Origin of the sequence: Aeromonas sp. R4-3 (assembly GCF_040908275.1) — a bacterium.
Classification (GTDB): Bacteria; Pseudomonadota; Gammaproteobacteria; order Enterobacterales; family Aeromonadaceae; genus Aeromonas; species Aeromonas rivipollensis.
The window spans coordinates 51650-78618 of sequence record NZ_JBFODK010000050.1 but is presented as its reverse complement, the minus strand read 5'-3'; the positions used below and the strand labels follow the sequence as shown (position 1 = coordinate 78618).

General features: G+C 61.1%; 31 protein-coding genes and 1 rRNA gene. 14 read left to right on the top strand and 18 right to left on the bottom strand.

Annotated features, from left to right (window positions below):
* The first annotated feature begins 127 nt into the window (after positions 1-127).
* From rrf to AB5Y91_RS15100, 3 genes are all read left to right on the top strand, one after another.
* A 5S ribosomal RNA gene (gene rrf, locus AB5Y91_RS15110) occupies positions 128-242 on the top strand.
* Between the two features lie 383 nt (positions 243-625).
* Positions 626-943: a PTS system regulator TmaR gene (tmaR, locus tag AB5Y91_RS15105; protein WP_025328544.1), complete on the top strand. Its 318-nt coding sequence runs from the start codon at positions 626-628 to the stop codon at positions 941-943.
* A gap of 214 nt (positions 944-1157) precedes the next feature.
* The gene (locus AB5Y91_RS15100) at positions 1158-4241 is read left to right on the top strand and encodes a transglycosylase domain-containing protein (RefSeq protein WP_168235954.1); all 3084 of its coding nucleotides are present in this window, start codon (positions 1158-1160) and stop codon (positions 4239-4241) included.
* A gap of 80 nt (positions 4242-4321) precedes the next feature.
* Here the strand turns inward: AB5Y91_RS15100 and yjgA are convergent, their stop codons facing one another.
* The gene (gene yjgA / locus AB5Y91_RS15095) at positions 4322-4846 is read right to left on the bottom strand and encodes a ribosome biogenesis factor YjgA (protein ID WP_106885621.1); all 525 of its coding nucleotides are present in this window, start codon (positions 4844-4846) and stop codon (positions 4322-4324) included.
* Positions 4847-4957: 111 nt separating this feature from the next.
* Here yjgA and pmbA point away from each other — a divergent pair, with 111 nt between their 5' ends.
* A complete protein-coding gene (gene pmbA / locus AB5Y91_RS15090; protein WP_106885622.1) occupies positions 4958-6301 on the top strand; it encodes a metalloprotease PmbA in 1344 nt (447 codons plus the stop codon).
* A gap of 80 nt (positions 6302-6381) precedes the next feature.
* On the opposite strand, the gene murA is transcribed toward pmbA, so the two are convergent.
* The 7 genes from murA to mlaF are packed head-to-tail and all read right to left on the bottom strand — an operon-like array spanning position 6382 to position 10906.
* Positions 6382-7638, bottom strand: a complete 1257-nt coding sequence (murA, locus tag AB5Y91_RS15085; RefSeq protein WP_025328540.1) for a UDP-N-acetylglucosamine 1-carboxyvinyltransferase — start codon at positions 7636-7638, stop codon at positions 6382-6384.
* A 16-nt stretch (positions 7639-7654) separates the two neighbouring features.
* Positions 7655-7912, bottom strand: coding sequence for a BolA family iron metabolism protein IbaG (gene ibaG / locus AB5Y91_RS15080; protein ID WP_033115468.1), 258 nt, complete (start codon positions 7910-7912; stop codon positions 7655-7657).
* Positions 7912-8184, bottom strand: coding sequence for a lipid asymmetry maintenance protein MlaB (locus AB5Y91_RS15075; RefSeq protein ID WP_042649054.1), 273 nt, complete (start codon positions 8182-8184; stop codon positions 7912-7914). The genes ibaG and AB5Y91_RS15075 overlap by 1 nt, the downstream gene beginning before the upstream one ends.
* Positions 8181-8816, bottom strand: coding sequence for a phospholipid-binding protein MlaC (gene mlaC / locus AB5Y91_RS15070; protein ID WP_042649053.1), 636 nt, complete (start codon positions 8814-8816; stop codon positions 8181-8183). The genes AB5Y91_RS15075 and mlaC overlap by 4 nt, the downstream gene beginning before the upstream one ends.
* 2 nt (positions 8817-8818) lie before the next feature.
* Positions 8819-9319 carry an outer membrane lipid asymmetry maintenance protein MlaD gene (mlaD, locus tag AB5Y91_RS15065; RefSeq protein WP_106885624.1) on the bottom strand — a complete coding sequence of 167 codons (501 nt, stop codon included), beginning with the start codon at positions 9317-9319 and terminating at the stop codon, positions 8819-8821.
* Positions 9320-9326: 7 nt separating this feature from the next.
* Complete coding sequence (gene mlaE / locus AB5Y91_RS15060; protein WP_025328536.1) at positions 9327-10106, bottom strand: lipid asymmetry maintenance ABC transporter permease subunit MlaE; 780 nt, start codon at positions 10104-10106, stop codon at positions 9327-9329.
* Positions 10106-10906 carry a phospholipid ABC transporter ATP-binding protein MlaF gene (gene mlaF, locus AB5Y91_RS15055; protein ID WP_025328535.1) on the bottom strand — a complete coding sequence of 267 codons (801 nt, stop codon included), beginning with the start codon at positions 10904-10906 and terminating at the stop codon, positions 10106-10108. Before mlaF ends, mlaE begins: the two co-directional genes overlap by 1 nt.
* A gap of 206 nt (positions 10907-11112) precedes the next feature.
* Here mlaF and AB5Y91_RS15050 point away from each other — a divergent pair, with 206 nt between their 5' ends.
* From AB5Y91_RS15050 to npr, 10 genes are all read left to right on the top strand, one after another.
* Complete coding sequence (locus tag AB5Y91_RS15050) at positions 11113-12108, top strand: KpsF/GutQ family sugar-phosphate isomerase (RefSeq protein ID WP_025328534.1); 996 nt, start codon at positions 11113-11115, stop codon at positions 12106-12108.
* Positions 12108-12662, top strand: coding sequence for a 3-deoxy-manno-octulosonate-8-phosphatase KdsC (gene kdsC, locus AB5Y91_RS15045; RefSeq protein WP_205642598.1), 555 nt, complete (start codon positions 12108-12110; stop codon positions 12660-12662). Before AB5Y91_RS15050 ends, kdsC begins: the two co-directional genes overlap by 1 nt.
* The gene (gene lptC, locus AB5Y91_RS15040; protein WP_042649050.1) at positions 12659-13219 is read left to right on the top strand and encodes an LPS export ABC transporter periplasmic protein LptC; all 561 of its coding nucleotides are present in this window, start codon (positions 12659-12661) and stop codon (positions 13217-13219) included. Before kdsC ends, lptC begins: the two co-directional genes overlap by 4 nt.
* A complete protein-coding gene (gene lptA / locus AB5Y91_RS15035; RefSeq protein ID WP_042649049.1) occupies positions 13206-13724 on the top strand; it encodes a lipopolysaccharide transport periplasmic protein LptA in 519 nt (172 codons plus the stop codon). The genes lptC and lptA overlap by 14 nt, the downstream gene beginning before the upstream one ends.
* A gap of 12 nt (positions 13725-13736) precedes the next feature.
* Positions 13737-14462 carry an LPS export ABC transporter ATP-binding protein gene (gene lptB, locus AB5Y91_RS15030; protein ID WP_010675872.1) on the top strand — a complete coding sequence of 242 codons (726 nt, stop codon included), beginning with the start codon at positions 13737-13739 and terminating at the stop codon, positions 14460-14462.
* A 65-nt stretch (positions 14463-14527) separates the two neighbouring features.
* Positions 14528-15967, top strand: a complete 1440-nt coding sequence (locus AB5Y91_RS15025; RefSeq protein ID WP_139745550.1) for an RNA polymerase factor sigma-54 — start codon at positions 14528-14530, stop codon at positions 15965-15967.
* Between the two features lie 20 nt (positions 15968-15987).
* Positions 15988-16275 (top strand): ribosome hibernation promoting factor, encoded by a 288-nt coding sequence (gene hpf / locus AB5Y91_RS15020; RefSeq protein WP_005305957.1) that lies wholly within the window; start codon positions 15988-15990, stop codon positions 16273-16275.
* A 2-nt stretch (positions 16276-16277) separates the two neighbouring features.
* Complete coding sequence (gene ptsN, locus AB5Y91_RS15015; protein WP_010675870.1) at positions 16278-16724, top strand: PTS IIA-like nitrogen regulatory protein PtsN; 447 nt, start codon at positions 16278-16280, stop codon at positions 16722-16724.
* Positions 16725-16764: 40 nt separating this feature from the next.
* A complete protein-coding gene (gene rapZ / locus AB5Y91_RS15010) occupies positions 16765-17631 on the top strand; it encodes an RNase adapter RapZ (protein ID WP_205642594.1) in 867 nt (288 codons plus the stop codon).
* A 20-nt stretch (positions 17632-17651) separates the two neighbouring features.
* Positions 17652-17924, top strand: a complete 273-nt coding sequence (gene npr, locus AB5Y91_RS15005; protein WP_005331359.1) for a PTS phosphocarrier protein NPr — start codon at positions 17652-17654, stop codon at positions 17922-17924.
* Positions 17925-17942: 18 nt separating this feature from the next.
* Here the strand turns inward: npr and AB5Y91_RS15000 are convergent, their stop codons facing one another.
* From AB5Y91_RS15000 to degS, 10 genes are all read right to left on the bottom strand, one after another.
* Positions 17943-19847 carry a transcription antiterminator gene (locus AB5Y91_RS15000; RefSeq protein ID WP_368170160.1) on the bottom strand — a complete coding sequence of 635 codons (1905 nt, stop codon included), beginning with the start codon at positions 19845-19847 and terminating at the stop codon, positions 17943-17945.
* Positions 19848-19953: 106 nt separating this feature from the next.
* On the bottom strand, positions 19954-20694 hold the full coding sequence (locus tag AB5Y91_RS14995; protein WP_168235946.1) for a KDGP aldolase family protein: 741 nt from the start codon (positions 20692-20694) through the stop codon (positions 19954-19956).
* Complete coding sequence (locus AB5Y91_RS14990) at positions 20694-21809, bottom strand: DgaE family pyridoxal phosphate-dependent ammonia lyase (RefSeq protein WP_368170159.1); 1116 nt, start codon at positions 21807-21809, stop codon at positions 20694-20696. Before AB5Y91_RS14990 ends, AB5Y91_RS14995 begins: the two co-directional genes overlap by 1 nt.
* Positions 21793-22932 carry an amidohydrolase/deacetylase family metallohydrolase gene (locus AB5Y91_RS14985; protein ID WP_368170158.1) on the bottom strand — a complete coding sequence of 380 codons (1140 nt, stop codon included), beginning with the start codon at positions 22930-22932 and terminating at the stop codon, positions 21793-21795. The genes AB5Y91_RS14990 and AB5Y91_RS14985 overlap by 17 nt, the downstream gene beginning before the upstream one ends.
* 42 nt (positions 22933-22974) lie before the next feature.
* The gene (locus tag AB5Y91_RS14980; protein ID WP_025328524.1) at positions 22975-23625 is read right to left on the bottom strand and encodes a DUF4310 family protein; all 651 of its coding nucleotides are present in this window, start codon (positions 23623-23625) and stop codon (positions 22975-22977) included.
* 11 nt (positions 23626-23636) lie between these two features.
* A complete protein-coding gene (locus AB5Y91_RS14975) occupies positions 23637-24413 on the bottom strand; it encodes a DUF4311 domain-containing protein (protein ID WP_106885632.1) in 777 nt (258 codons plus the stop codon).
* A 25-nt stretch (positions 24414-24438) separates the two neighbouring features.
* On the bottom strand, positions 24439-24735 hold the full coding sequence (locus AB5Y91_RS14970; protein WP_368170157.1) for a DUF4312 family protein: 297 nt from the start codon (positions 24733-24735) through the stop codon (positions 24439-24441).
* Positions 24735-25100 (bottom strand): SFCGS family glycine-rich protein, encoded by a 366-nt coding sequence (locus AB5Y91_RS14965; RefSeq protein WP_106885634.1) that lies wholly within the window; start codon positions 25098-25100, stop codon positions 24735-24737. The genes AB5Y91_RS14970 and AB5Y91_RS14965 overlap by 1 nt, the downstream gene beginning before the upstream one ends.
* Positions 25101-25463, bottom strand: coding sequence for a transcriptional regulator (locus AB5Y91_RS14960; RefSeq protein WP_106885635.1), 363 nt, complete (start codon positions 25461-25463; stop codon positions 25101-25103).
* A 303-nt stretch (positions 25464-25766) separates the two neighbouring features.
* Positions 25767-26888, bottom strand: coding sequence for an outer membrane-stress sensor serine endopeptidase DegS (gene degS, locus AB5Y91_RS14955; protein ID WP_106885636.1), 1122 nt, complete (start codon positions 26886-26888; stop codon positions 25767-25769).
* Positions 26889-26969: the final 81 nt, after the last annotated feature.

Sequence of the window (26969 nt, the reverse complement as noted above, 5' to 3'; positions counted from 1 at the left end):
ATACAACACCCAAGAAGTGTTTCTGGCCTTGTAGCAAGTGCATGAACTACTAACTAATTCAGTGATAGCGACAAAGCCTACGGGCAACCTCGTTACTCACGTCAGCTTTCCAAGATTGAAGAATTTGCCTGGCGGCCATAGCGCCGTGGAACCACCTGATCCCATGCCGAACTCAGAAGTGAAACGCGGTAGCGCCGATGGTAGTGTGGCATTCGCCATGCGAGAGTAGGACACTGCCAGGCACCCAATACAAGAAACCCCGCTCATCGAGCGGGGTTTTTTATTGTCTGAAGTTCCACCAAACCTGCCACTGCTCGTCGAGATCTCGTCTGATTATTCCTTGAGTTCACCAGTTTCGTCACCTGTTGGTGCTCATGACCTCCGGCTTCCGAGGCTTCGTATGCCGCCACGCCTGGATCTGCACTCTCACCGGTTTTCCATTTGATTCCTCACGCGGCGCTATCCTGCTGAAAGCCGGCGTCGGGCCTGCAATTGGGGTTGTATCTGCATCATAACTCGGTAGAGTAAAGGGCATTCCGGGTTTGCCCATACCATGCCTTTGTTTCTCCATCTGGTATGAGAGCATCCCACCCGTTTTCATTCACCTTCAGTCAGTGGTACCGATATGGAACAAGTAAACAAGTCTACTTTCAGCGACGTGTTGGAATATGTGCGTATGTCCCGTCGTCAGAACAAGCTCAAGCGTGAAATCGCGGACAACGAGAAGAAGATCCGTGACAACCAGAAGCGGGTGCTGTTGCTCGACAACCTGAGCGACTATATCAAGCCCGGTATGAGCATTGATGAGGTGCAGGCCATCATAGCCAACATGCGCACCGATTACGAAGAGCGTGTCGATGATCACATCATCAAGAATGCCGAGCTTTCCAAGGAGCGCAAAGAGCTGAGCACCAAGCTCAAGGGCATGAGTACCAGCAAGTAAGCCCACATCGCCATTCTCGAACACCGGCTTCCAGCCGGTGTTTCATTTCCACTCCGCAGCTCGGATCTCTCGCCGTACTGCAACAATCGGCTCCCATTTTTACAAGCGCCCTGTTAACATCGCTGCAAAGCGGTCAATAGTTTTCAAGCCCTTGACTTGAAACGACTAAGCTTGATTGAAAGACAATAAATTGCGCAACCATGGTGGGGCTGATATGGGCGCATCAAAACAGACGGATTCGAACAAAGTGGCATCTCAGGATTCATCCGTACCGCATGCGGACGGGCAATATCAGCGCAAGCGTCGCCCCTGGTGGCGCTGGTTGTTCTGTTTCATCTTTTTGCTTTGCCTGGCTGCCGTGATCGCCCTGGTCGGTTATGAAATGAAGACCTCCCGATTGCAGTCGCAGGAGATCTCCCGTTATGCCGCCAAGCTGACTTATGAGCTGGAACCCGGTCCCAGCAAGCAGATCACCTTCCCGGATGATGGCCCCTTCGACAAGCGACTCGGTTATGTGCTGATGCCCATGATCCAGGAGCGCCTCATCCAGCGTGGCTATCAGGTGAGCGAGCAGGTGCGTTTTTCCGATGCGCTCTACAACTACGCCAGCCATGGTTTCTTCGTCCCCTATACCGAGAAGGTGCAGGCGGGGCTGACTCTGCACGACTGCCGTGCCGAGCCTTTCTATCAATACAAGTACCCGACCCATTACTATCCTGATTTCAACTCCATCCCTCCTCTGGTCATACAGTCGCTGCTGTTTATCGAGAACCGGGAGCTGCTGAGCAACGAGCAGCCACTGGCCAACCCGGCGGTAGACTGGCCCCGTTTTGCCAAGGCTGCACTGTCCCAGGTGGGCAAGGCGCTGGACATGCAGGATCAATCCGCCGGCGGCAGTACGCTGGCGACCCAGGTGGAGAAGTATCGTCACTCCCCTGATGGTTTGACCCTGTCCCCCACCGAGAAGATCCGCCAGATGGCCTCAGCCAGCGTGCGGGCCTATCGATTGGGGCCAGAAACCCTGGAAGCACGCAAACTGGTGGCCTGGGCCTATCTCAACTCGGTACCGCTCTCCGCTGCCCCGGGCTATGGCGAGGTGCACGGCCTGGGGGATGGTCTCTGGGTCTGGTTTGGTGCCGATGTGGATGAGGTGAATCGGCTGCTGGATCCCGCTCGCAATCAGGATGCCACCCTGGCCGAGCAGGGGCTGGCGCTGCGCCAGGTCGTCTCCCTGATGATTGCCCACCGTCGTCCCTCCTACTATCTGGCCCAGGGACGGGAGGCGCTGTCGACCCTGACTGACAGCTACCTGCGTCTGTTCGTTCAGGAGGGCATGATCACGCCGCCTCTGATGGAGTCGGCGCTCAAGGCCAAGCTTGCGTTCCGCGACTTCCTGCAGGCGCCGGCGATTACCCGGGTCAATAACAACAAGGGGTTGCAGGTCGCGCGCACCCGCCTCAGTCGTCAGCTCGGGGTTCAGCTCTATGATCTGGACCGCATGGATCTGACGGCGGATACGACCCTCAACATGCCGCTGCAAAATGACGTCTCCCGTTATCTACAGCAGTTGGCGGACCCCACATTCGCCGCCCAGGTCGGGCTGTTTGGTGAGCGCCTGCTCTCGCCGGAGAAGACGGGGGACGTGAAATACAGCTTCACCCTGTTCGAGAAGACGCCGGAAGGGGTCAAGGTGCGGGTGCAGACCGACAACACGGATCAGCCGTTCGACATCAACGAGGGCAGCAAGCTGGAGCTGGGCTCTACCGCCAAGCTGCGGGTGCTGACCACCTATCTGGAGATAGTGACCGAGCTGCATGACAGCTATGGGAACATGCCGACCGAAAGCCTACGCAAGATAGAGGTCTCCGATCAGGACAACATCAGCCGTTGGGCCATTGCCTACCTGATGAGTGCCAAGGACAAGAGCTTGCCCGTGATGCTGGAGGCGGCGCTGGATCGCAAGTACTCCGCCAGCCCCTACGAGGGCTTCTTCACCGGCGGCGGCATGCATACCTTCAACAACTTCCGCAAGGAAGACAATGGCCGCATTCCGCCTATCCGCGACGCCTTGCGTGAATCCATCAACCTGCCCTTCGTGCGGCTGATGCGGGACATAGTGCGCTACAGCCTCTACAAGGAAGGCAACCGCGCCCAATTGCTCAAGGATGACAAGGATCCCCGTCGTACCGAGTATCTGGCCAAGTTTGCCGACAAGGAGGGGCAGACCTATCTGCTGCGCTTCTGGCGCAAATATCGCGGCAAGACCACGGATGAGCAGCTCGATACCTTCCTCGACGGCCTAAAGCCGAGCGCAGTGCGCCTCGCGGCCGTGCATCGCTACCTGATGCCGGAAGCGTCACAGGCCGATTTTGCCGCCTTCCTAGCGAAGCGCCTGCCGCGGGACAAGCTGAGCGACAAGCGAGTCGAGCAGCTCTATACCAGCTATGGTCCTGGTAAGTATTCACTGCCGGATCAAGGCTATATCGCCCGCGTCCACCCGCTGGAGCTGTGGCTGCTCTCCTATCTCAGGGAGTTTGACAAGGCTACCTTCGCCGACGCGGTTGCGGCCAGCCGGGATGAGCGTCAGGAGGTCTACAGCTGGCTGTTCAAGACCCGCCATCGCAGCGCCCGGGATAGCCGGATCCGCACCATGCTGGAAGTCGAGGCCTTCCTCGACATCCATCAGCGCTGGGCACGTCTGGGCTATCCGTTTGATCACCTGGTTCCCTCCCTGGCGACCGCCCTGGGCAGTTCGGGTGACAGACCCGCCGCTTTGGCTGAGTTGATGGGGATCATCCAGAACGGCGGCATGCGGGCACCGACCCTGCGGATCGAGCATCTCTCTTTTGCCAAGGACACGCCCTTCGCTACCGCGTTCGAACCGGCCAACACCCAGGGTGTGCGGGTGATGCCCGCCGAGGTGGCCACCGCCCTGCGCAATGCCCTGTCCAAGGTGGTGGAAGGCGGCACGGCACGGCGCATCGCCGGTGCCTTTGCCTTGCCGGATGGCACCGTGCTGTCGTTGGGGGGCAAGACGGGGACGGGGGATAACAGGATCGAGACTGTCGGCCGCTACGGCAATGTCACCAGCTCGCTGGCGCGCAACCGGACCGCGACCTTTGTTTTCTACATAGGGGATGATCACTTCGGCACCCTGACGGCCTATGTGCCTGGCAGCCAGTCCGACAAGTTCCGCTTCACCTCGGCACTGCCGGTACAGGTCCTCAAGGGGATGGCGCCCTTGCTGGTGCCCTATCTGCAACCGGGCACTCACACCCAGTGTTTGCCGGGCAGCTGACGGCGCATAAAAAAAACGGGGCCAGCTTGGCCCCGTTTTTGTTTCTGTCGGCGACAGGTGTCCCGCGCCGGCATCATGACTCACAGCAGATGTTCTATCTCGCCGCGCAGGTACTGGTACATCTCGCGATAGGCCACCGGCGGCTTGTTCAGCTCCCGCTCCTTGTTGGCGGTGCGGATCAGCTGACGCAGCTTCTGGCGATCCAGCTCGTGGAACTGGGACATCAGTTCGTTGAGGGCGCTGTCACCCTCGGTGATCAGGCGCTCACGCCACTGCTCCAGCCGGTGCAGGCGGGCATTCACGGTGGAGTGACGCATCTTGATGATGGAGAGGGCTTCCTCGATCTGCTCTATATCCCGGCTGCGCATCAGGCGGCCGATGAACTGCAGGTGGCGGCGGAAGGATTCGTCCTTCTTGGGTTTGAGCTTGCGGCCCAGCTCGACGGCTTCGGCTAACTCTTCATCCAGCGGGATCCGTTCCAGCTCGCTGTGGCTCAGGGAGACGATCTCGGCCCCCAGTTTCTGCAGTGCCTCGGCGTCGCGCTTGAGCTGGCTCTTGCTTGGACCCCAATCGTCCAATTCGTTGTCGTCTTGATACTGACTCATCGGTCTCTGATTCCTGTCATTCGCGTTGGGGGATATGTTACCAGCTTCTCCCGCTGGGCGCAGGGGTCTGATATGCTTAGCCCCTTTCCTTCCTTCATACAGATGTGAGTTATGGACCAGCAAGATCAAATCCGCCAGGATCAAGCCCATCTCGAGGCGGTGGTCGCCGAGGCCCTGGAGATAGCCAAGGGGCTGGGTGCCGGGCTTGCGGAAGTCTCCATCAGCAAGCAGACAGGGCTGTCGGTGAATACCCGGGGCTGTGAGCTGGAAAGCATCGAGTTCAACAAGGATGGAGCGCTCGGCATCGCCGTCTATCGCAATGGCTGCAAGGGATCTTCTTCGACCACGGATCTCGGCAAGCCTGCCATCCGCGCCGCCGTCGAAGCGGCCATGGAGATTGCCCGCCACACCTCCCCCGATGAATATGCCGGCCTGGCGGATGCCGAACTGCTGGCCTGGGATGCCCCGGATCTGCAACTCTGTCACTCCATCGAACTGGATCCCCAGCGTGGCATCGAGCTGGCCATCGAGTGCGAGCGGCTAGCCCTGGGGCGTGATGCCCGCATCAAGCACTCCGATGGCGCCAGCTTTTCCAGCCATCTGGGGGTCAAGGTCTATGGCAACAGCCATGGCTTCGTCAAAGGCTATGCGGCGTCGCGCAACTCCCTGAGCTGCGTGCTGATCGGCGAGCAGGATGGGGACATGCAGCGGGACTATGGCTACTCCTCCAGCCGCGCCCTCTCCGGCCTCTGGACCCCGCAGCGGATCGCCGACGAGGCGGTGGAGCGTACCGTCTCCCGTCTGGGGGCCCGCAAGATCAGCACCCGCCACGCCCCCGTGCTGTTTCATCCCGACACCGCCGCCGGCCTGTGGGGCCATCTGGTGATGGCCATCAGCGGCGGCAACCTCTATCGCAAGTCGAGCTTCCTGCTGGATAAACTGGGCAAGCAGATACTGCCCGAGTGGCTCAGCATCCAGGAGTTTCCACACCTGCTGGGAGGGCTTGCCAGTACTCCCTTCGACGGCGAAGGGGTACGCACCCGCGACATGGACATAGTCCGCAACGGCGAGCTGATGAGCTGGTTGCTCACTTCATACTCGGCACGCAAGCTGGGGCTGACCACCACGGGCCACGCCGGTGGCATCCATAACTGGCAGGTTTCCAATACCGGCCAGGATTTCCAGGGCATGCTCAAAGAGATGGGTACCGGCCTGCTGGTGACCGAGCTGATGGGGCAGGGGGTCAACATAGTCAATGGTGACTACTCCCGCGGCGCCGCCGGTTTCTGGGTGGAAAATGGCGAGATCCTCTATCCGGTTGAGGAGATCACCATAGCCGGCAACCTGGCCGACATGTTCAGCACCCTGGTGGCGGTGGGGAACGACGAGGACGAGCGCTCCAGCCTCAAGACGGGCTCTGTGCTGGTCGAGCAGATGAAGCTGGCGGGGCACTAAGCCGCCAGACACCGGAAATGAAAAAGGCCCCCTCGCCTGGTGAGGGGGCCTTTTTAGTGCTCATCGGCAAGGGGTGATGATCACTCCTTGATGCGCTCTATGCAGCCGCCCAGGCCTTGCAGCTTGTGCTCTATGTCTTCATAGCCACGGTCGATGTGATAGATGCGCTCGACCATGGTGGTGCCTTCGGCCACGAAGCCGGCGAGGACCAGGCTGGCGGAGGCGCGCAGATCGGTTGCCATCACCTGGGCACCCTTGAGTTGTTCGGTGTCGCGGCAGATTGCCACGTTACCCTGCAGCTCGATGTCCGCACCCATACGTACCAGCTCGGGCACGTGCATGAAGCGGTTCTCGAAGATGGTCTCGGTGACCATGCCGGTGCCCTTGGCCACGGCGTTCAGCACGGTGAACTGTGCCTGCATGTCGGTCGGGAAGGCCGGGTAGGGGGCCGTCTTGATGGTGACCGGCTTGAGGGTGCGACCCGTCATGTCGAGGGAGATCCAGTCTTCCCCCTTCTCGATGAGCGCACCGGCCTCTTCCAGCTTGACGAGGACGGCTTCCAGCAGGGAAGGGTCGGTCTTGCGGCAGGTGATCTTGCCCCCGGTGACGGCGGCACCGACCAGGAAGGTACCGGTTTCGATACGGTCTGGCTGCACGCTGTAGCTGCCGCCGTGCAGACGCTCGACGCCATCGATGGTCAGGGTGTCGGTGCCCGCACCCTGGATCTTGGCGCCCAGGGTGTTGAGGAAGTTGGCGAGATCGACCACTTCCGGCTCGCGGGCGGCGTTTTCGATCACGGTGCGACCGTCCGCCAGGGTGGCGGCCATCATCAGGTTCTCGGTACCGGTGACAGAGATCATGTCCATCAGGATGTGGGCACCCTTGAGGCGACCGTCGACACGGGCCTTGATGTAGCCATCTTCGATGGCGATCTTGGCGCCCATCAGCTCGAGGCCGTGAACGTGCAGGTTGACCGGGCGGGCACCGATGGCGCAGCCACCGGGCAGGGAGACGTCAGCCGCGCCGAAACGGGCGGCCAGTGGGCCCAGCGCCAGTATGGAGGCGCGCATGGTCTTCACCAGCTCGTAGGGGGCGACGTGGTTGTTCACGGCGCCGGTCAGCACGGTCACGTTGCCGTTGACCTTGGTGCTGGCACCCAGCATCTCCAGCAGCTTGAGGGTAGTGCCTACGTCTTTGAGGCGCGGCACGTTCGAGAGCTGGATCTCCTCGTCGCACAGCAGGGTGGCGAACAGGATCGGCAGGGCGGCGTTTTTGGCGCCGGAGATGGTCACTTCACCGGAGAGGGTGCAGGGGCCGGTGATCTTGAATTTGTCCATTTACTTAGATACCAAATCAGGAGGGCATTAGGAATTTACGTTCGCGCTTCCATTCGGCATCGGTAAAGGCCTTGATGGAGAGGGCGTGGATGGCGTTGCTGGCGATCTTGTCCATCAGCGGGGCATAGATGGCCTGCTGCTTCTTGACCCGGCTCATGCCGTCAAACATGTCGCCGACCGCAATCACCTGATAGTGACTGCCGTCGCCTTTGACATGGACTTCGGACAATGGCAAGGCCTCAAGGAGTATCGCTTCAATTTCAGAGACTTGCATTATGCGTCCTCGGTGTTGGGCGGGGTGGGTTGAAACAGACTGGCCACACCGTACAGCTTGGCCAGGGTATAAAAATCAGTGGAGGCGCCCACCAGTTGCGGCGTGGCCCCCCGTGTCAGGGTGGCTTTGGCCCACTTGACCAGCAGGGCCAGGCCGGCGGAATCCAGGGTGGTGACCCCGCTCATATCGAGCGCATCATCTTGCCACCACTCGGATCGCCGTTGCCACAGGGCGTTGACCTGCGGTGCCTGCAGCTCCCCCTGGAGTGTCATGACTTGAGCACCAGCGGCTTGGCATTGTGCTCGCGCAACTGGGCGATCACCGCATCTATGCCGTTCTGGCGAATGAGGCCACCGAGCTCGCTCTGCTTGGCGGAGAGCAGGCTGATCCCTTCGGCAACCATGTCGAAGGCCTTCCATTCACCTGTCTTGTTGTTCTTGCGCAGCTTGAACTCGAGGAAGATGTCCGGTTTGCCGGCCTCTTTCACGCTGACGTTGACGGCGGTGATGTTGCTGTCACCGGGCGCCTTGCCCGGCTGGACCTTGACGGTCTGCTTGTCGAAATGGGCCAGGGCATCGGCGTAGGAGCTCACCATGTACTCGGTGAACACCTGGACGAAGGCATCGCGCTGGGCCGGGGTGGTTTCCTTGATCTGGTTGCCAAGCACCTTGTAGGCGGCGAAGCGGTTGTCCACATAGGGCAGCAGCTCTTCGCGGATGATCACCCGCAGGTGATCCGGGTTGCTCTTGACCTGGGACTTGTCCGCCTTCAGGCGGGCGAAGGTCTGCTGGGCAGCCTGATCCACCAGGGCATAGGGATCGGCGGCATTGACTGCTGCCAGGGCGGAGACGGAAAACAGCATGCTGGTCATCAGACCCAGCAGCAGGGCGATCTTCTTGAACATGGTTACTCCTTGGTTGCTGGCGTATCGGTGGCCGGGGAAGACTGGCTGTAGAGGAACTTGCCAATCAGGTCTTCCAGCACTATGGCAGACTTGGTGTCTTCGATCATGTCGCCATCCTTGAGCATGCTGGTGCCCATCTCTTCATCGGTGAAACCCGGTGCCAGGCCGACATACTGCTCGCCCAGCAGACCCGAGGTCAGGATGGAGAGGGTGCTGGTTTCTGAGAACTCGCCGGCACTCTTTTGCATCTGCAGGGAAACGATGGGCACCTGGCTCTTGGCATCCAGCGTGATGTCGCTGACTCGACCGACGACGACGCCGCCGACCTTGACCGGCGAGCGCACTTTCAGGCCGCCGATATTATCGAAATGGGCGCGCAGGGTATAGGTTTCTCCTTCCGGTTTGAAACTCAATCCCGCCACTTGCAGTGCCAACGCCAGAATGGCTGCGATGCCAGCCAGCATGAAGGCACCGACCAGGAATTCTACTTTGCTGAACTTCATCTTTCCCTTATCCAAACATGACTGCGGTGAGTATAAAATCCAGACCGAGCACGGCCAGGGATGAGTGGACCACGGTACGGGTCGTCGCCTGACTGATCCCGGCCGAGGTCGGCTTGGCATCATAGCCATTGAAGAGCGCGATCCAGGTCACCACCAGAGCGAAGATCACACTCTTGATGGCCCCTTGCATGATGTCGTCCTGCCAGTCGACGGAGGCTTGCATGGCAGACCAGAAACTGCCCTCATCCACCCCCAGCCAGTCGACCCCGACCAGTTTGCCGCCGAAGATGCCGATCAGGCTGAACATGAAGGCCAGCAGCGGCATGCTGATGACGCCAGCCCAGAAGCGAGGCGCCACTACCCGGCGCAGCGGGTCCACCGCCATCATCTCCAGGCTGGAGAGCTGCTCGGTGGCCTTCATCAGGCCGATCTCGGCGGTGAGGGCCGAACCCGCACGACCGGCAAACAGCAGGGCGGTGACCACAGGGCCCAGCTCCCGCAGCAGGGAGAGGGAGACCAGAGGCCCCAGACTCTGCTCGGCGCCGAAGTCCTTCAGTACGTTGTAACCCTGCAAGGAGAGCACCATGCCGATGAAGAGACCCGACACCAGTATGATGGCGACCGATTGTACCCCCACCACATAGAGCTGCTGTACCAGCAGGGGGAAGTGCTTGCGGGGCTCGGGTTTGCCCGCCAACGCGTGAAACAGCATGATGGTGGCGCGGCCGACGGCGCTGATGAAGCGCACCCCGCTCCGCCCCAGCTTGCTTATCTGACTTATGAACATCACAGATCCTGTAGCAGGTCGCCTGCCGGAAAATGAAACGGAACAGGACCATCGGGCAATCCCTTGAGGAACTGCTCGACCTCGGGATTGTGCTCCTCGCGAAGTTGCTCCGGCGTACCCTGTGCCACCACCCTGCGGTTGGCGATGATGTAGGCGTAGTCGGCGATGCTGAGCACCTCCTTCACATCGTGGGTGACGATGACGGAGGTGATGCCGAGGGCATCGTTGAGCTCCTTGATGAGCTTGACCAGCACCGCCATGGTGATGGGATCCTGGCCGACGAAGGGCTCGTCATACATGATGAGATCCGGATCCAGTGCTATGGATCTGGCCAGGGCCGCACGACGGGCCATGCCGCCTGAGAGCTCGGAGGGCATCAGGCGGGCGGCGCCACGCAGACCCACAGCCTGCAACTTCATCATGACGATGGTGTGGATCAGCTCTTCCGGCAGACCCGAGTGTTCCCGCAGCGGGAAGGCCACGTTGTCGAACACCGTCATGCCGGTGAACAGGGCGCCGCTCTGAAACAGCATGCTCATCCGCTTGCGCACTTCATACAGACGGCTGCGGGAGAGGGTGGGGATGTCTTCCCCGTCAAACAGAATATGACCGGACTCAGGCTTCAGCTGGCCACCGATCAGGCGCAGCAAGGTGGTCTTGCCGATGCCGCTGGGGCCCATGACGGCGGTGACCTTGCCACGGGGAATGGTCAGGTTGATCCTGTCGTACAGCAACCTATCTCCGTGACTGAAGGTCAGGTCGGAGATGGTGATCAGGTCATCGTTCAAACAATTGTCCATCCGGTATAAATGAAGAGCGAATTTTATGGGCTAGTCTAGGTCTAAGCAACAGCAAGGAACAACTATTGAGCGGCTTTGCCCCCCAAATACGCGACAGTTTTATGTAACAACTTGCATCAGCGGCAGAGCGTCCCGCATCCGATTCGCTTATCTCGGCAGACTTTTTTATAATCCCGCAGCAAATTTCGGCCCGGAGCTGTGCCTTTATGTCTGTAAAGCCTGAAAAAGTGTCTGAATTGTTCGATTTCCGTCGCAGTGCCCGTGCGGTGCTGGACATAGAAAAACAAGCCATCGATGGGCTCTACCAGTACCTCGACGAGACCTTCGAGCGCGCCTGCGAGATGGTGCTGCGCTGCGCCGGCAAGATAGTGGTCACCGGCATGGGCAAGTCGGGTCATGTCGGCAACAAGATTGCCGCGACCCTGGCCAGCACAGGCACGCCAGCCTTCTTCCTCCACCCTGGCGAAGCCAGCCACGGGGATCTGGGGATGATCTCCGCCGGCGACCTCATCATCGCCATCTCCAACTCAGGCGAGAGTGACGAGATCCTGGCCCTGCTGCCGGTGCTCAAGCGTCGCGGCATTCCGCTCATCTGCATGACCGGCAATCCGGCCTCCACCATGGCCAAGGAGGCCAACGTGCACCTGTGCATCAAGGTGGAGAAAGAGGCCTGCCCGCTGGGTCTGGCCCCGACCTCCAGCACCACGGCGACCCTGGTGATGGGGGACGCCCTGGCCGTGGCCCTGCTGGAAGCGCGTGGCTTTACCGCCGATGACTTCGCGCTCTCGCACCCGGGCGGGTCGCTGGGCAAGCGGCTGTTGCTGCGGGTCGGCGATCTGATGCACAGCGGCGAGCTGTTGCCCCGGGTGGGGATAGATGCCACCATCAGCCAGGCGCTGCTGGAAGTGAGCCGCAAGGGCCTCGGCATGACGGCTGTGGTGGATGAGCAGGGGCTGCTGGCCGGTCTGTTCACCGACGGTGACTTGCGCCGGATCCTGGATCTGCAGGTGGACATTCACCACACCCCGATCAGCCGCGTAATGACGGCCAACTGTGTTACCGTAGGGCCTGAGATGATGGCGGCCGAGGCCGTCAAACTGATGGAAACCAGAAAGATAAACGGATTGCTGGTGGTGGATGAAGAGCGGCGGCCACTTGGCGCCTTTAACATGCACGACCTGCTGAGAGCCGGGGTGATTTGATGCAAGACGTACCGACCCTCTATGGTCCGGTGACGCGCAGCCAGTACGAGAAGGCGGCGCAGATCCGCCTGCTGGTGTGCGATGTGGATGGGGTGCTCTCCAATGGCTTCATCTATATGGGCAATAACGGCGAAGAGCTGAAGACCTTCTGCACCCGCGACGGTGCAGGCATGCGTGCCCTGCTCAACGCCGGCATCGAGATTGCCATCATCACAGGGCGCAACTCCCGTATCGTCAGCGATCGGATGAGGGGCCTGGGGGTGCAGCACCTGGTGCAGGGGGCGGATCAGAAGCTGCCCCACTTCGAGGCGCTGCTGGCCAAGCTGGGCCTGATGCCGGAACAGGCCGCCTACATGGGGGACGACACCATAGATCTGCCGGTGATGCAGGCCTGCGGTCTCGGCATAGCGGTGGCGGATGCCCATCCGCTGGTGCTGGCTCGTGCCGATCTGGTGACCCGTCTGGGGGGCGGAGTGGGCGCGGTGCGCGAGGTGTGCGATCTCATCCTGCAGGCGCAGGGCTTGGGCGACTACCAACCCGAGGCCTCGGTATGAACAAGCAGACGTTTCTGTTTGCCCTGCTGTTTCTGGCGGCGCTTGCCGCCTGGCAGCTCGGCGAGATCGAGCTGGCGCCCGAACCGGCTGCCAAGGTAGAGAACTATCAACCGGACTTCACCGCCAAGAACCTGGTCACGACCCGCTTCAACGAGCAGGGCAAACGGACCGAGCGGTTGGAGTCCGAATATGCGGAGTATTACCAGATCCTCGAGCAGGCCACCTTCGACAAGCCGGTGGTCTACATGTTCGATGAGCAGGGGGAGGCCGAATGGAAAGTCACGGCCGAAACCGGGGTGCTCAACACAGATGACAACGTGATACTGCGTGACAAGGTACATCTGGACGGCCTGCTGCCGGCGTCTTTCATCTCCACGCTGGATACCCCTTATCTGGAGCTGGATCTGGTGACTCAGGACGTGAGAAGCAACCAGCACATCAGCATAGTGGGTCAGGAATTCCAGACCGAGGGCGTTGGCCTGAAGGGCCATCTGGAACGTAAATATTTCGAATTACTGGATAAAGGCCATGCCACTTATTTCAATGAAAAACGTTAATCTGGTCCTCGCGGCCCTGCTTCTGTGCAGTACAGTGAGCGCCAAAGAGTCCGACTTTGCCGAGAAGGTCTATGTGGATGCGGTCAAGCAAGTGGCCGAGATGCAGGACAACCGCATCACCTTCAGCGAAGACGTGATCATCACCCAGGGCACCATCAAGATTAAGGCCGACAAGGTGGTGGTGATCCGCTCCGGCGATAAAGGGGCCGAGGTGATGACCGCCTATGGCAATCCCGCCACCTTCTTCCAGATCCTGGACAACGGCAAGCCGGTCAATGCCCACGGCAACAGCATTCGCTATGAGCTGAAGAACCGCCTGGTCACCATCACGGGCAACGGCCAGCTCAAGCAGGAAGACAGCCAGGTCACCGGCGACCTCATCCGCTACGACATCGTCAAACAGAAGATGATCGCCGAGAGCAAGGGACCCACCCAGCGAGTCAAGACGGTGTTCCTGCCGGATCAAGTAGAAAACTTCGACAAACCCGCCGATCAGAAGAAGTAGGAAACAGAAGCCATGGCAGTGTTAAAAGCAACGGGTTTGCAGAAGAGCTACAAGCGCCGCATGGTGGTCAGCGACGTGAGTCTGGAAGTGGGCACCGGCCAGATAGTGGGGCTGCTCGGCCCGAATGGTGCCGGCAAGACCACCTCCTTCTACATGATCGTGGGCCTGGTGCAGCGGGATGCGGGCCTCATCACCATAGATGAGCAGGACATCAGCCTGCAGCCCATGCATATCCGCGCCCGCAATGGCATCGGCTATCTGCCCCAGGAGGCCTCCATCTTCCGGCGCCTTTCGGTGTTCGACAACCTGATGGGTGTCATGCAGACCCGCAAGGGGTTGAGCCGCGAGGAGCGTGAGGATAAGGTCGAGCAGTTACTGGAAGAGTTCAACATCACCCATATTCGCGACAGCCTGGGTCAGAGCCTGTCTGGCGGGGAGCGACGCCGGGTCGAGATTGCCCGGGCGCTGGCGGCAGAGCCGCGATTCATCCTGTTGGATGAACCCTTTGCAGGTGTTGATCCTATTTCGGTCATAGACATCAAGAAGATCATCCAGCATCTGAAGGAAAGAGGGCTGGGTGTGCTGATCACGGATCACAACGTCAGAGAGACGCTGGATGTGTGCGAGAAGGCCTACATCGTCAGCCACGGCAAGATGATTGCCGAGGGGGCACCGGCCGATATCCTCGCCGATGAGCAGGTCAAGCGCGTCTATTTGGGCGATCAATTCAGTCTATAGTAAGGGGGCACCCCTCATTTTTGTTAGGTGATTGCCTCGCTGAACATAAGGATATCCCGACGTAGATGAAGCCGACATTACAGTTGCGCCTCGGTCAGTCACTGACCATGACGCCACAATTACAACAAGCGATTCGTCTGCTCCAGCTCTCCACCCTGGAACTCCAGCAGGAAATTCAGCAAGCGCTCGATAATAACCCCTTGCTGGAGCAGGAGGAGAATGAGGCGCAGGAAACCAGCCCGATAGAGCCCCAGGACGCCAGTCAACTCGACTCCAGCGACGCCATGGCGCAGGACAAGATGCCGGATGAACTGCCGGTGGACACCACCTGGGATGAGGTCTACTCCGCCGGTACGGCCCAGAGCGCCGGCCCCATCCATGATGGGGAAGACAGCGTCTATCAGGGGGAAACCACCGAGAACCTGCAGGACTATCTGCTGTGGCAGATGCGCTTGACGCCGTTCAGCGATCTGGATGCCGCCATCGCCCTCGCCATCATCGATGCCATCGATGAGTCCGGCTACCTGACCGTCTCTCTCGAAGATATTCAGGCTGCAGTCAGCAGTGAAGAGGTAGAAGTTGAACTGGATGAAGTGGAAGCCGTGCTCAAGCGAGTGCAGCATTTCGATCCGGTTGGCATAGCCGCGCGCTCGGTGCAGGAGTGTCTGCTGATCCAGCTTGGCCAGTACTCGCCGGATCTGCCCTGGCTCAATGAGGCAAGGGAGGTGATCCGCGAGCACATGGATCTGCTCGGCAACCGCGACTACCGCACCCTGGCACGCAAGACCCGGCTCAAGGAGAGCGACCTCAAGGAGGTGCTGGATCTCATCCAGCAGCTGGAGCCGAGACCCGGCAATGGCATCATCCAGAGTGAATCGCAATACGTGATCCCGGACGTCTCCGTGGTCAAGAAGGGGACTAAGTGGGTGGTTGAGCTCAACCCGGATTCGGCGCCGCGCATCCGTGTCAACGAGGCCTATGCGGCCATGGCACGCAATGCCCGCAGCAGCACGGATACCCAGTTCATCCGCTCCCATCTGCAGGAAGCCAAATGGTTCATCAAGAGCCTGGAGAGTCGCAACGACACCCTGCTCAAGGTGGCCAGCTGCATAGTCGAGCAGCAGCAGGGCTTCTTCGAATACGGTGAAGAGGCCATGAAACCCATGGTACTCAACGACATCGCCGAGGCGGTGGAGATGCACGAGTCGACGATTTCACGGGTGACGACCCAGAAGTACATGCATACGCCCCGTGGCATCTTTGAACTGAAGTTTTTTTTCTCCAGTCATGTCAACACGGAGGGAGGAGGAGAGTGCTCATCGACCGCAATTCGCGCCCTGATCAAGAAGCTGGTGACGGCCGAAAACCCGGCCAAACCGCTTAGTGATAGCAAGATCGCGGATTTGCTGGCCGAACAGGGTATTATGGTGGCGAGACGCACGATCGCAAAGTACCGTGAATCCTTGTTGATCCCGCCATCCAATCAGCGCAAACGCCTGGTTTAGGCAAACAAAAGGAAGACGTTATGCAAATTAACCTGACCGGACACCATGTCGAGATTACCGAAGCTCTGCGTGATTATGTGAATAACAAATTTGCCAAACTCGAGCGTCACTTTGACCATATCAACAACGTACATGTGGTGTTGAGCGTCGAAAAACTGAACCAGATCGCCGAAGCCAAGCTGCATGTCAGCGGTGGTGAGGTGTTCGCCAATTCGCAGCATGCCGACATGTATGCGGCGATTGATACCCTGCTGGATAAACTGGATCGGCAGATCATCAAGCACAAAGATAAGTTAAATCAAAAATAACTATGCAACTTGAACACATACTGAGTCGGGACTGCACCAAGAGTGCGGTCCCTTGTACCAGCAAGAAACGCGCCCTCGAAATCATCAGTGAGCTGGCCGCAGAGCGCCTCGGCGCCTCCCGCCAGGTGCTGTTTGAAAGCCTGCTGGCGCGGGAAAAGATGGGCAGTACCGGGATCGGTGCCGGTATCGCCATTCCCCATGGCCGGATCGACGACGCCTTTGCGCCGACGGCCGTGCTGATGACCTTCTCCGAACCCATCCCTTTCGATTCTATCGACAATCAACCGGTTGACCTGCTCTTTGCATTGCTGGTGCCGGAAAGCGAGTGCAAGCAGCATCTCAAGACCCTTTCCCTGATGGCATCCAAGCTGGGTGACAAGGCCGTCTGCCGCCAGTTGCGCCAGGCGACCAGCGACGAAGAACTCTATCAGATCATGACCTCGGCCTGATGCCGGGTCTGACGCAGCCACGTTGGCGTGAGGGGACAAGATGCAGTTAATAGTGGTAAGCGGTCGTTCGGGCTCCGGTAAGACGGTGGCCCTGAGGGTGCTGGAGGATCTGGGTTACTACTGCGTGGATAACCTGCCGGTCAACCTGCTGCCCCAGCTGATCGTCTCGGTGGAGAGCCAGTATGACAAGCTGGCGGTCAGCATAGACGTACGCAATCTGCCGACCCAGCCAGACAAGCTGGACAACCTGCTGACTCAGGTGCGCAACGAAGGGCGGGTGGAGTTCTCCAGCTTCTTCTTCGATGCAGACAACGGGACCCTGCTCAAGCGCTATGGCGAGAGCCGCCGGCTGCACCCCCTGTCTCGCAAACAGCTGTCGCTGGATGAGGCGATTCGGGAAGAGACCCACCTGCTGGCGCCCCTATCCTCGACCGCCGATCTGCGCATCGATACCACCAACCTCAGCATCCACGACCTCAGCGAGCTCATCAAGACCCGGGTGCTCGGCAAGAAAGAGAACGAGCTGGTGCTGGTGTTCGAGTCGTTCGGCTTCAAATACGGCATCCCCAAGGATGCGGACTTCGTGTTCGATGCCCGTTTCCTGCCCAACCCCCACTGGATCCCGGAGCTCAAGCCGTTTACCGGTCAGGATGAGCCCGTGGCCAACTACCTCTCGGCCCAGGTGGACGTGATGCTGTTCATCCAGCAGATAGAGAACATGCTGGTGACCTGGCTGCCTCACCTGGAGCGCAACAATCGCAGCTATGTGACCGTCGGCATAGGTTGTACCGGCGGACAACATCGTTCGGTGTTCATCGCCGAGCGGCTGGCCAGCACCTTCCGACTGCTTGGCAAGAACGTGCAGATCCGTCACCGCACGCTGGACAAGCGCTCCACCCAAGCCTGACAGACCCACAGGATGTTCAGATGACAGTTTCCGCCTCGGTAGAAGTCAAAAACAAGCTGGGAATCCATGCCAGACCGGCCATGATGCTGTTCGAGCTGGTGCAGGGGTTCGATGCCCATGTGCTGCTGCGCAACGAGGACGGTATCGAGGCCGATGCGGACAGCGTGATCGGCCTGCTGATGCTGGACTCTGCCCAGGGCAAGCAGGTGGAGGTGCAGGTCGAGGGCCCCGAAGAGGTGGAGGCCCTGGCCGCCGTGGTTGCGCTGTTCACCTCGGGCTTCAACGAGGAGTGAGCGGCGTCTCCCTTGCCGTCATGATCCGGCGCGCGCCAGCGCCTTGAAGTCGCAAAAATCCCGACAAGCCAGCAGAGCCCTGCTGGCTTTTTCGTTCATCAGCGCCAGAAACAGATCGTAGAGCCCCATGGCCTCCTCGTAGTCCGCCTTGCTGATGGCGAGCACGAAGATGAGGGTGGCGGTCTCGCCATTGCCCCAGTCGATCCCCTGAGGGGCCAGCACTGTATAGACCAGGGTGCGGCGGGCCAGCAGGCCGAGGGAGTGGGGCAGGGCGATCCCTTCACCCAACATGGTGGAGACGATCCGCTCCCGCTCCTGTAGTGAGGCTCTGAAGCCGCTTTCCACCAGTTCTTCCGCCTCCAGCTGATCACAGATACGGGCAAATAGTTCGGCCTGGGTGAGCGGCTCTGTGACCACCATGAAGTGGTCGGCATCGAAATACTTGTCCAGCAGGTAGGGGCGGGTGCGATCGATCAGCACCAGCTTGCCGAGCTGCTCCAGCTGGTACTGGGTCGGGAAGGGAGCGACCTGTACTACGGGGGTGTTCTTCTCGCTCACCTTGAGGGTGCTGATGACAAAGTCCTGCTCGATCTGTGCCAGTCCCTCGTAATCCCGTACCGACTCCAGAGTGGTCAGCTGCAGTTGGGGGTACTCCCGCCGGATGCGCGCCTCCAGTACCCGGAAGGTAGCGTTGCCCGCATCGCACAGGAGCATGGCCTGGGGGCGACGGGTGTAGCCGATATCATAGTGGCGCTCCAGGCCTACCCCGATATGGATCACCAGATAGCCTATCTCGTGATGGGTCAGCCGGTAGGGGGTCTGCCTTATCCACTCCGAAATGGCGGCCAGGGTGATGTCGTAGGCGAGGGGATAGTACTGCTTGATGTGGTCCGCCAGCGGGTTGTGGCTGCCTATCTGGTATTTGACCCGCAGCAGCATGGCACCTATGTGGGTCTGCAGGTCGGCCCGCAACTGCGGGTCGGCGCGCAGATCATAGGGGTAGTGCTGGTGGATGTAGTCCAGCAGGTGCTCCACCAGTTGCTCGCTCTCGGCGGCCATGGCCGGGCTGAGCTGGGGAGTATCGGCAATGAGCCGGGCCTGGATCTGGATGGCGAGGCAGGCGATCTCCTCCTCCCCCGGCGGGGTCAGGGTCGGCAGCTCGGCATAGATGTCGCGGGCCACCGCGGCCAGGGTCTGGGTGATATCGTCGCTGGCAAACCGGCGCAGCTCGTGGCCTGCCGCCTGACGCAGCAGGGCGACGGCGCAATAGATGGCGAGCTGTTGCAGGCTCTCGTCGGCGAGGCGCAACTGATGGCGGCCGAGCTGATCGTGGATGTGGTTGCCCACGACCTCCAGGGTCTTGCTGGGGCAGAGGGTGGGCAACAGGCTCTGCAGCGGGTGGTTGTGCAGCAGCTCCTGGCACAGCAGTTGGGTCAGGCAGGCGCGGATCGCCGTCTCGCTCCCTTGAATGCGCATACCCAGCCGTGGCTTGCTCTCTATGGTGAGCCCGAAGTGGGCGAGCCGCTCCCTCACCTGTGCCATGTCTCCCTGCAGGGCCGCCCGGCTCAGATACCAGGTATCCGCCAGCTCGTCGAGCTTGATCCCCTGCTCCGCCGTCAGCAGCAGGATCTGCAGATGCAGCACCCGCTCGCGACTGGTGCGCGGCAGGCTGCTCTCCTGCTCCTGTGCCGCCAGCAGCGCATCAAACAGTCCCTGATTGTAAATCTTGAGCTGATAGCCGGTGCCTCGCTGGTGGATCAGGTGGGCGCCCTGGGTGGCGATCAGCTCGTTGAGGGTCGCCACGTCGGTGCGCACCGTGCGGGTGGAGACATTGAGGCGACGGGCCAGCTCCTCCTGCGGCAGTGGTTCGGCATGGAGCTGGGTCAGCAGTTGATGGAGCCTGGGGTGGGGCAGCTTGATCATGGGGTGAGGCAAGACTCCTGTTGCGAAATAAAGGGTCGATGTTAACAAGGGGATCATCAACAAGCCAGACACCGGCCTGTGATCGGACCGGTGCCTGCGGGGGTCGTTATGCCAGCAGCGTTTTCACCGTGGCGAGCAGGGTGCGCACATCCTCGGGGCGGGTCTGGCCGCTCTCGCTGTCGATGATGGAACTGTAGACGTGGGGGATCACCTTCTCGACCCCGGCCTCCAGCGCGATGCGGACTATCTCCTCGAAGTTGTCGAGATCGATGCCGCCGGTGGGTTCCAGCCAGAAGCCGTGACGGGCACAAGCCTCGGCCACCGCCTGATACTCGTCGCGGCAGGCCAGGCCTCCCATGGGGAAGAACTTGACCGAGCTGCCGCCCATGTCCTTGAGCAGGGCGATGGCGGTATCGATGGGCACAATCCCGTCCGGCTGCTGGGCACTGAGGGGGCCGGTGGAGATCTTCACCATGCCGGGGGTGCCGGTGGGGGAGACAAGGCCGTTGACCAGGCTGTGAGGCTGACCCAGCAGCGCCCGGCTGGGGCCTACTCCGGTGAACACCTGGTTGACGTGCTGGGGTTGCAGCTGGCGAGCCAGCTCGGCCACCATGGCGGACTGGCGGGGATCCCCCGCCCCCAGACCGATGGAGAGGGCGTTGTCGATAAGCCTGGCGTACTCCCGCATGTCGGCAACGGCGGAGGGCACATCCGGGTAGTTCTTGGAGAGCACGCCGACCAGTACATGGCCCTCGGCCGCCTCATAGATGTCGACGGCATTCTGTCTGGACCCGGCCAGCACATTGAGACAGACACGATCACGGTAGTAGTTGGGAACAAGGGACATCAGCGGTTCTCCTGAACGAGGTGGGCAATGGCGGAATGGATCTGGTCTAGTTGGGCCGTGCTGACGCTGCGCACGTCAATCTCGATGTGCCCCTCGTTGGCCTTGTAGCCGCGGCAGTAGATGGCCGGATTGCCCTGCTGCAGGCGAGCCACCAGTTGCACCGTCGTCATGCCGATCTGAGCGTGGTCGAAGGCGATGTCGGTGCGGGCTATGTCGCGCCCCGCACTGTCCCACACCACCCGGGCGGTAACGCCGGGCAGCAGGTTCAGGCGCTCGATGAAGGATGCCATCTTGGCGGCCATGGCGGCGCCGCTCTCCTGCTCTTTCTCCAGGTAGCGCTCTATGGCGTGGGTCAGGCCGAGGATCCCCTCCTTGCCCACCTTCATGGCGCGCCCTATGCCGTTGGCCTGCTGCTTGACCCACTCCACATACTGACGCTTGCCGAGCACCAGGCCGCTGGTGGGCCCTTCGATGGCCTTGGCGCCGCTGTAGATGACGAGATCCGCCCCTTGCTGGTAATAGAGGCGCAGATCCTCTTCCGCCGCCGCATCGACGATGAGCGGCAACTGGTGGTTCCTGGCCACTTCGGCCGCCTCAGAGACTGACAGAATGCTCTTCTGCACGCAGTGATGGGACTTGATGTAGAGGATGGCGGCGGTATCGGGGTTGATGGCGGCAGCCAGCTGGGCGGGGGAGCACTCGTTGGCATAGCCGGCCTCTACCACCTTGCCGCCCCCCAGGTTGACCATGGTGCCGACCGGCGCGCCGAAGTTCACGTTGTGACCCTTGGGCAGCACTATCTCGCTTGGCACCCCGTGGGCATGGGCATGCAACTGCTCGAGGCGGTAGGGATCGCCGCGTACTATGACGGCGGCCACCGACTGGGCTATGCCGGCACTGGCGCAGGAGACCACCACGGCGTCTTCCACGCCGAGCAGGCCGGCCAGGTAGGCACCTGTCTTGTTGACCAGGTCTTTGACCTCGAAGTAGTGGCCAAGGCCGAAGTTGACCGCGTCGACCACCTCCTGCTCCGGGGTGGAGACGCCGAGGATGGTCATGCGCCCGGAGGCGTTGATCACGGGTTTGAGCTGATATTTCTCATACACGGAAGGCATGGTGGGATTGTCCATATTGAGTGAGAACCAGGTCACCGCCGACCAGGGCGGCGAGGGGGCGCAGTTGCCGGTCGCCGTGGCGGGACTCGGCTTCGGTATCGGTAAAGAGCGTCGGGCCGCTCATGACCTCGAACAGGGTCAGATCGGCATCGGCGCCCACCTCGAGTCGTCCCTTGCCGGGCAGACGCAGGGCATCGGCGGCTTGGCTGGTGACGCAGGCGATCACCTGCTCCAGGGTCATGCCGATGGCGAGAAACTTCGACATCACGTGAGCCAGGCTGTAGACGGGGCCCTTGATGCGGTTCTTGCAGTAGATGTCCGAGCTGATGGTGTGAGGCAGTATCCCTTGCCGGATGGCGGCCTCCGCCACCTCGAAGCTGAAGCTGGCGCCGCCGTGGCCGATGTCGAGGCGCAGACCCCGCTGCATCGCCTCGCGCACCGCGACCCGCAGCTCACCCGCCGGGGTCAGGATGCGGTTGGGCTTACCGTTGAAGCAGTGGGTCAGCAGATCCCCGTCTCCCAGCAGGGCGACTATCTCGTCGAGATCCGGCGGCGTGTTGCCCACGTGCACCATGAGCGGCAGCTGGCCGTTGTCCCGCTGGATTTGTTTAGCCATGCGCAGGGGCTGCAGGCCGTTCTCGCCCACCACGCTGCCGCTCATCCGCGCCTTGATGCCGACGATGAAGGAGGGGTGACGCCGAATGGCCGCCTTGGCCAGCTCAGGGTCTATGTCGGCGGGGTTGGCCAGTTCGTTCTGGCGCAGCAGGCCGATGCGGGAGATGTTGAGCAGGGCATGGACCCGGGTCTTGCAGCCAGCGGCGAGGCGCTGGAAGTTGTCCACATCGTCGGCCCCGGTGCTGCCTGCGTCGATGACGGTGGTGACACCGGACTCGACGCCTACCTTGTCCGGCTCATCCTGATAGATGGGGGAGGCGGGGTAGCAGTGGGTGTGGCCGTCAATCCAGCCGGCGCTCACATGAACCTGTCCGGCCAGCGTGAGGGTTCGCTTCGCCTCGGCGGACGCTGGTAGAGCCCCCAGCGCCGCTATCTTGCCGTCCTGGATGGCGATGTCGATGAGCTGGCCATTTCCCTGGCGTCCCGCTCTGATGATCATGTCATACATGGTGATGACCTCTGAAATGCCGCCCCGAAGGGCGGCGGGGGCTTAGGCCAGGGCGACGGGGAAGAAGGTACCGAGCAGCATGGCACCCAGGATGGCGCCGCCTGTGATGGGCTTCTCCCAGATGTAGAACAGCAGCGCTCCCGCCAGGGAACCCAGCCCTATGGGGATGGAGGCCCCCATGGCGGAGAGGATGATCAGGGGGCCGAGGAAGCGGCCCGAGCTGTTGCCAGCCCCCATCATCACATCCGCCCCGTAGGTGGAGTTGCTCTGGTTGATGGTGAACTTGCGCGCCAGGATGATCACGTAGCCGATGGCCAGACCTATGGCCATGCCGGTGACCAGGGAGGCGCCGAAGTTCTCCACCGGGTAGACGATGCCGGCACCCAGCAGCAGGGCGGGAACCCCCAGGCCGACGCCGGTCTGGATGGCACCGCCTATGTCCAGGATCCCCACCAGGGAGCCCTCTATGATGCGGGCAAACAGGAAGCTGGCACCGAAGGCTGCGACCGCGCCGTAGGCACCTGTGTCCATCCCGGCTTTCAGCATGGCGACGAAGGCCACCTCGTTGAAGGCGCCGACCCCGTACAGGTAGAACATGTGGGTCCCGGCAAAGACCCCGGCCGACAGCAGACCGACGAAGATGGGGAAGGACCAGTCGGCGTACCAGAAGTTGTTTCTCAGTTTCTCATCCATGGTGTGGTCCCTTATTTACTGCCAAGCAGGTGATGGACGTTTTCCAGCCACAGGGGAATGCCCAGGTGGAAGGACTCAATCAGTTTCATATCGAAGCCGCGGAAGAAGCCGCTCAGCACGAACAGCAGCACTATGGCGCTCATCATCACCTTGGTGACGTGGTTCCAGCCGCTCTCTTCGACCCCCTTGCCGATCAGGATGCCAAGTACCAGGCCCGGCACGGCGTTGCCCATGATGAGCTGCGCCAGACCGCCGAAGATGGTGGCCCAGAAGCCGGACTTCTTGCCCGCCTCTATGGCGGCCAGCCAGAAGATCACCGGCATGACGGTGTTGACCAGCAGGTTGGCGGCTGGCACCAGCACCTTGACCGCAGTGACCTGCAGGGCCTCGGGCACGGCCGCCGCCGTGCTGTTGAGGAAGGCGACGACTATGGCACCTATGATGCCGCCGGCGATGGCCATCTTCTTCGGGTCGTGCAGGGTAGTGGCGAGATCCCGGTTCTTGAACAGCAGCGCGGCCGTGGCCCAGTGCGGGATGATGCGGTGATCCACGTCCTGGGTGAAGGCACCTGCCGCGACCGTTGAGGCCCAGGCATTGAAGAAGAAGCCAAGACCGAACGAGAAGTGGGAGGCGGGATCCCCTTCGCAGGAGTTGAGCTCACCCAGGGTGCGGAAGGCACCCATACCCTGTACTGTCGGGGCGTGGAACATCCGCGCCGCACCGGCTCCCACGCCGACGCCCACCAGGCCGCCGATGATGAGTGACTTCATCAAAATGATTAGAAACATCCAACATGTCCTTTTGGTTGTGGGGTTACGCCCTGGTGAAATCCACCTTGTCGACATCCAGGCTGCTGACCTTGACCGAGATCTCCAGCTGGACGCGGAACTCGCGGCGCTGGCGCGGCAGGAAGAAGAACAGGAACTTCTCCACCCGGACCGACTCCTCGGCCTTGAGCACCCGGACCTCGAGCGGCTCGATGCGCAGCATCACTCTGGGGTTGTCCTTGAGCAGGTTGGATTGCACCTGACCGAGGGCGGCGGCAAACGCCTGCTGGCGGGTCGCCCCCTTGCCGTTGACCATGACCTGGGTGGTGAAGTCCTCTTTCATCAGGCGCGCCCGTGTTTCTTGGCGAAGGCCTCGACCAGCTTCTGACCCAGCTCTTCCTTGTCCATGAAGCCGAAGCCCAGCACCACGCAGCCTTCGTTGATGGCGGTCACACCCTCCTCGACGGAGCGCATGCCGTAGCGGCACTTGTAGCCGTACTTGGTCTGGGCCGTGATGGCGCCGGCGCCGCCGCTGCCGCAGAAGGAGATGCCGAGATCCGCCTGCTCCTTGTTCATCACATCACCGAGCTTCATGTCGGCGGCCATGCCGGGGATGACGGTCACTGTGGCGCCGGCTGCCTCTGCCCCTGCTCCTACCTTCTGGCCCTTGCCGAGACGATCTCCAATCACGAGTTTGATGGCTGACATTTAGATTTCTCCTTTGACTGAGCTGAGTTCATTTTCTTTGGCAACTTCGAAATGGACGGACAAGAGGTGGGCCTCTTCATAGGCCAGCCTGTCCAGCCAGCCGACCACTTGTTCGGCGAGGCGCAGGGAGAGGGGGGAGATCTCCTCGAACAGGCTGAGGTCGACCTCGGGCAGGGCTTCACCGCTGTGGGAGCGCCACACCATGGCCTTGACGTGGGAGGCGAGCATCTGTTTCTGCACCTCGTTGGGGATGATGCCCTGATCCGCCAGCAGGCTGTGGATGCGCGCCAGAGTGAGATCTGTCTTGCGCAGCAACGCCGGGCTGTTCGGGGTCAGGGCTGTGTCATGAGTGTCGGTAGTCAAGGTCTGCTCTCCAAGGCTGGCAGAAAGGATGGGATTACCTTAAGACGGGGATGAGAGCAGGAGGAGGCACTGTTTTTCCGATTTGAAATGGAAATTCCGGGCAAAAAGCCCCGAAAGAGGCCGAATTTGTGGCGGCAAGGGGGAAAGGGAGGGGATTGACCCCGGCACTGTGTGAGCGGGGCCACAGTTTCACCCCGCAGCCGCCCGGTCGTGTGCCGGTGGAAACTGTGAGTCATCTCACGCCGCCTGAGAAGGAGGCACGAAAAAGGGGCCCTGATGGCCCCTCTGTTGGTTCCCTTGCCGTCAGCTGGCGGGTGATGCGCTGCTGGTGGGCAGATTCTGGTAGCGCACGTCTTCCTCTATGATGACGTCGACGTCCAGAGGCTTTCCATTGCGGATCACCGAGATGGTCAGCTTGGTGCCGGGGCGGCTCTCGACGATCTTGTCCATCACGGGGCGCACGCCGCTGATGGCTTCGCCGTTGATCTTGAGCAGCACATCCCCGCGTCTGAGGCCGGCCTTGGTGGCCGGACCGTCGGGATCCAGACTCTCCACCACCAGACCCTGTAGATCCCCGAGATTCATCATGCGCGCGACTATGGGGTTGATCTCGACGCTGGAGATGCCGAGGTAGCCGCGAATGACACGGCCATTGGCGATCAGCTCGTCCATGATCCGCTTGGCCAGCTTGTAGGGGATGGCGAAGCTGATGCCGTAGCTCTCCTGGTTGCCATTGAGGTGGTAGGCGGCGGTGTTGATGCCCACCAGATCGCCACGGCCATTGACCAGGGCGCCACCCGAGTTGCCCTCGTTGATGGCGGCATCGGTCTGCAGCAGATCCTGCCGGCCGTTGCTGTCCGGTCCCATGCTGGAGAGACCGATGCGGCCGGTGGCACTGATGATGCCCTGGGTGATGGTCTGGCCGACGTTGTAGGGGTTGCCGATGGCGAGCACCACATCGCCCACGTCCGGCAGCCGCTCCGGATCCTGCGGTATCACCGGCAGGTTGTCCGACTCTATGTAGAGCACGGCGAGATCGGTCAGCTTGTCGGTGCCGACCAGCTCGGCGCTGAATACCCGGCCATCCTGTAGCGCGACTATGATCTGGTCTGCATCGGCGATGACGTGGTAGTTGGTCAGCACATGACCGCGCTGGTTCATGATGACCCCTGAGCCCAGCCCCTGTGGCCTCAGCTCTGCCTTCTCGCCGCGATTGCCGGCGAAACTGCGGGTGTAGATGTTGACGACGGCAGGGCCGGCGCGGTGGGCGGCATAGGAGAAACTCAGCTCGCGGGCATTGGTGATGAGACCCGGCAAGGGGGCGCCGCCCCGAAAACTGGGGAACAGCAGCAGCAGGAGCGCAGCCACGGTGAGGCCAAAGCCGACAGACTTGCCCAAGTAACTGATCAAAGGTGGGATTTTCATGTCATTCTCGTCCGTACATGCTGCGCGCAGAGAATAACATTATCGGTGGATAAAAATCACCCGCGGCGGTTGCCGCGGGTG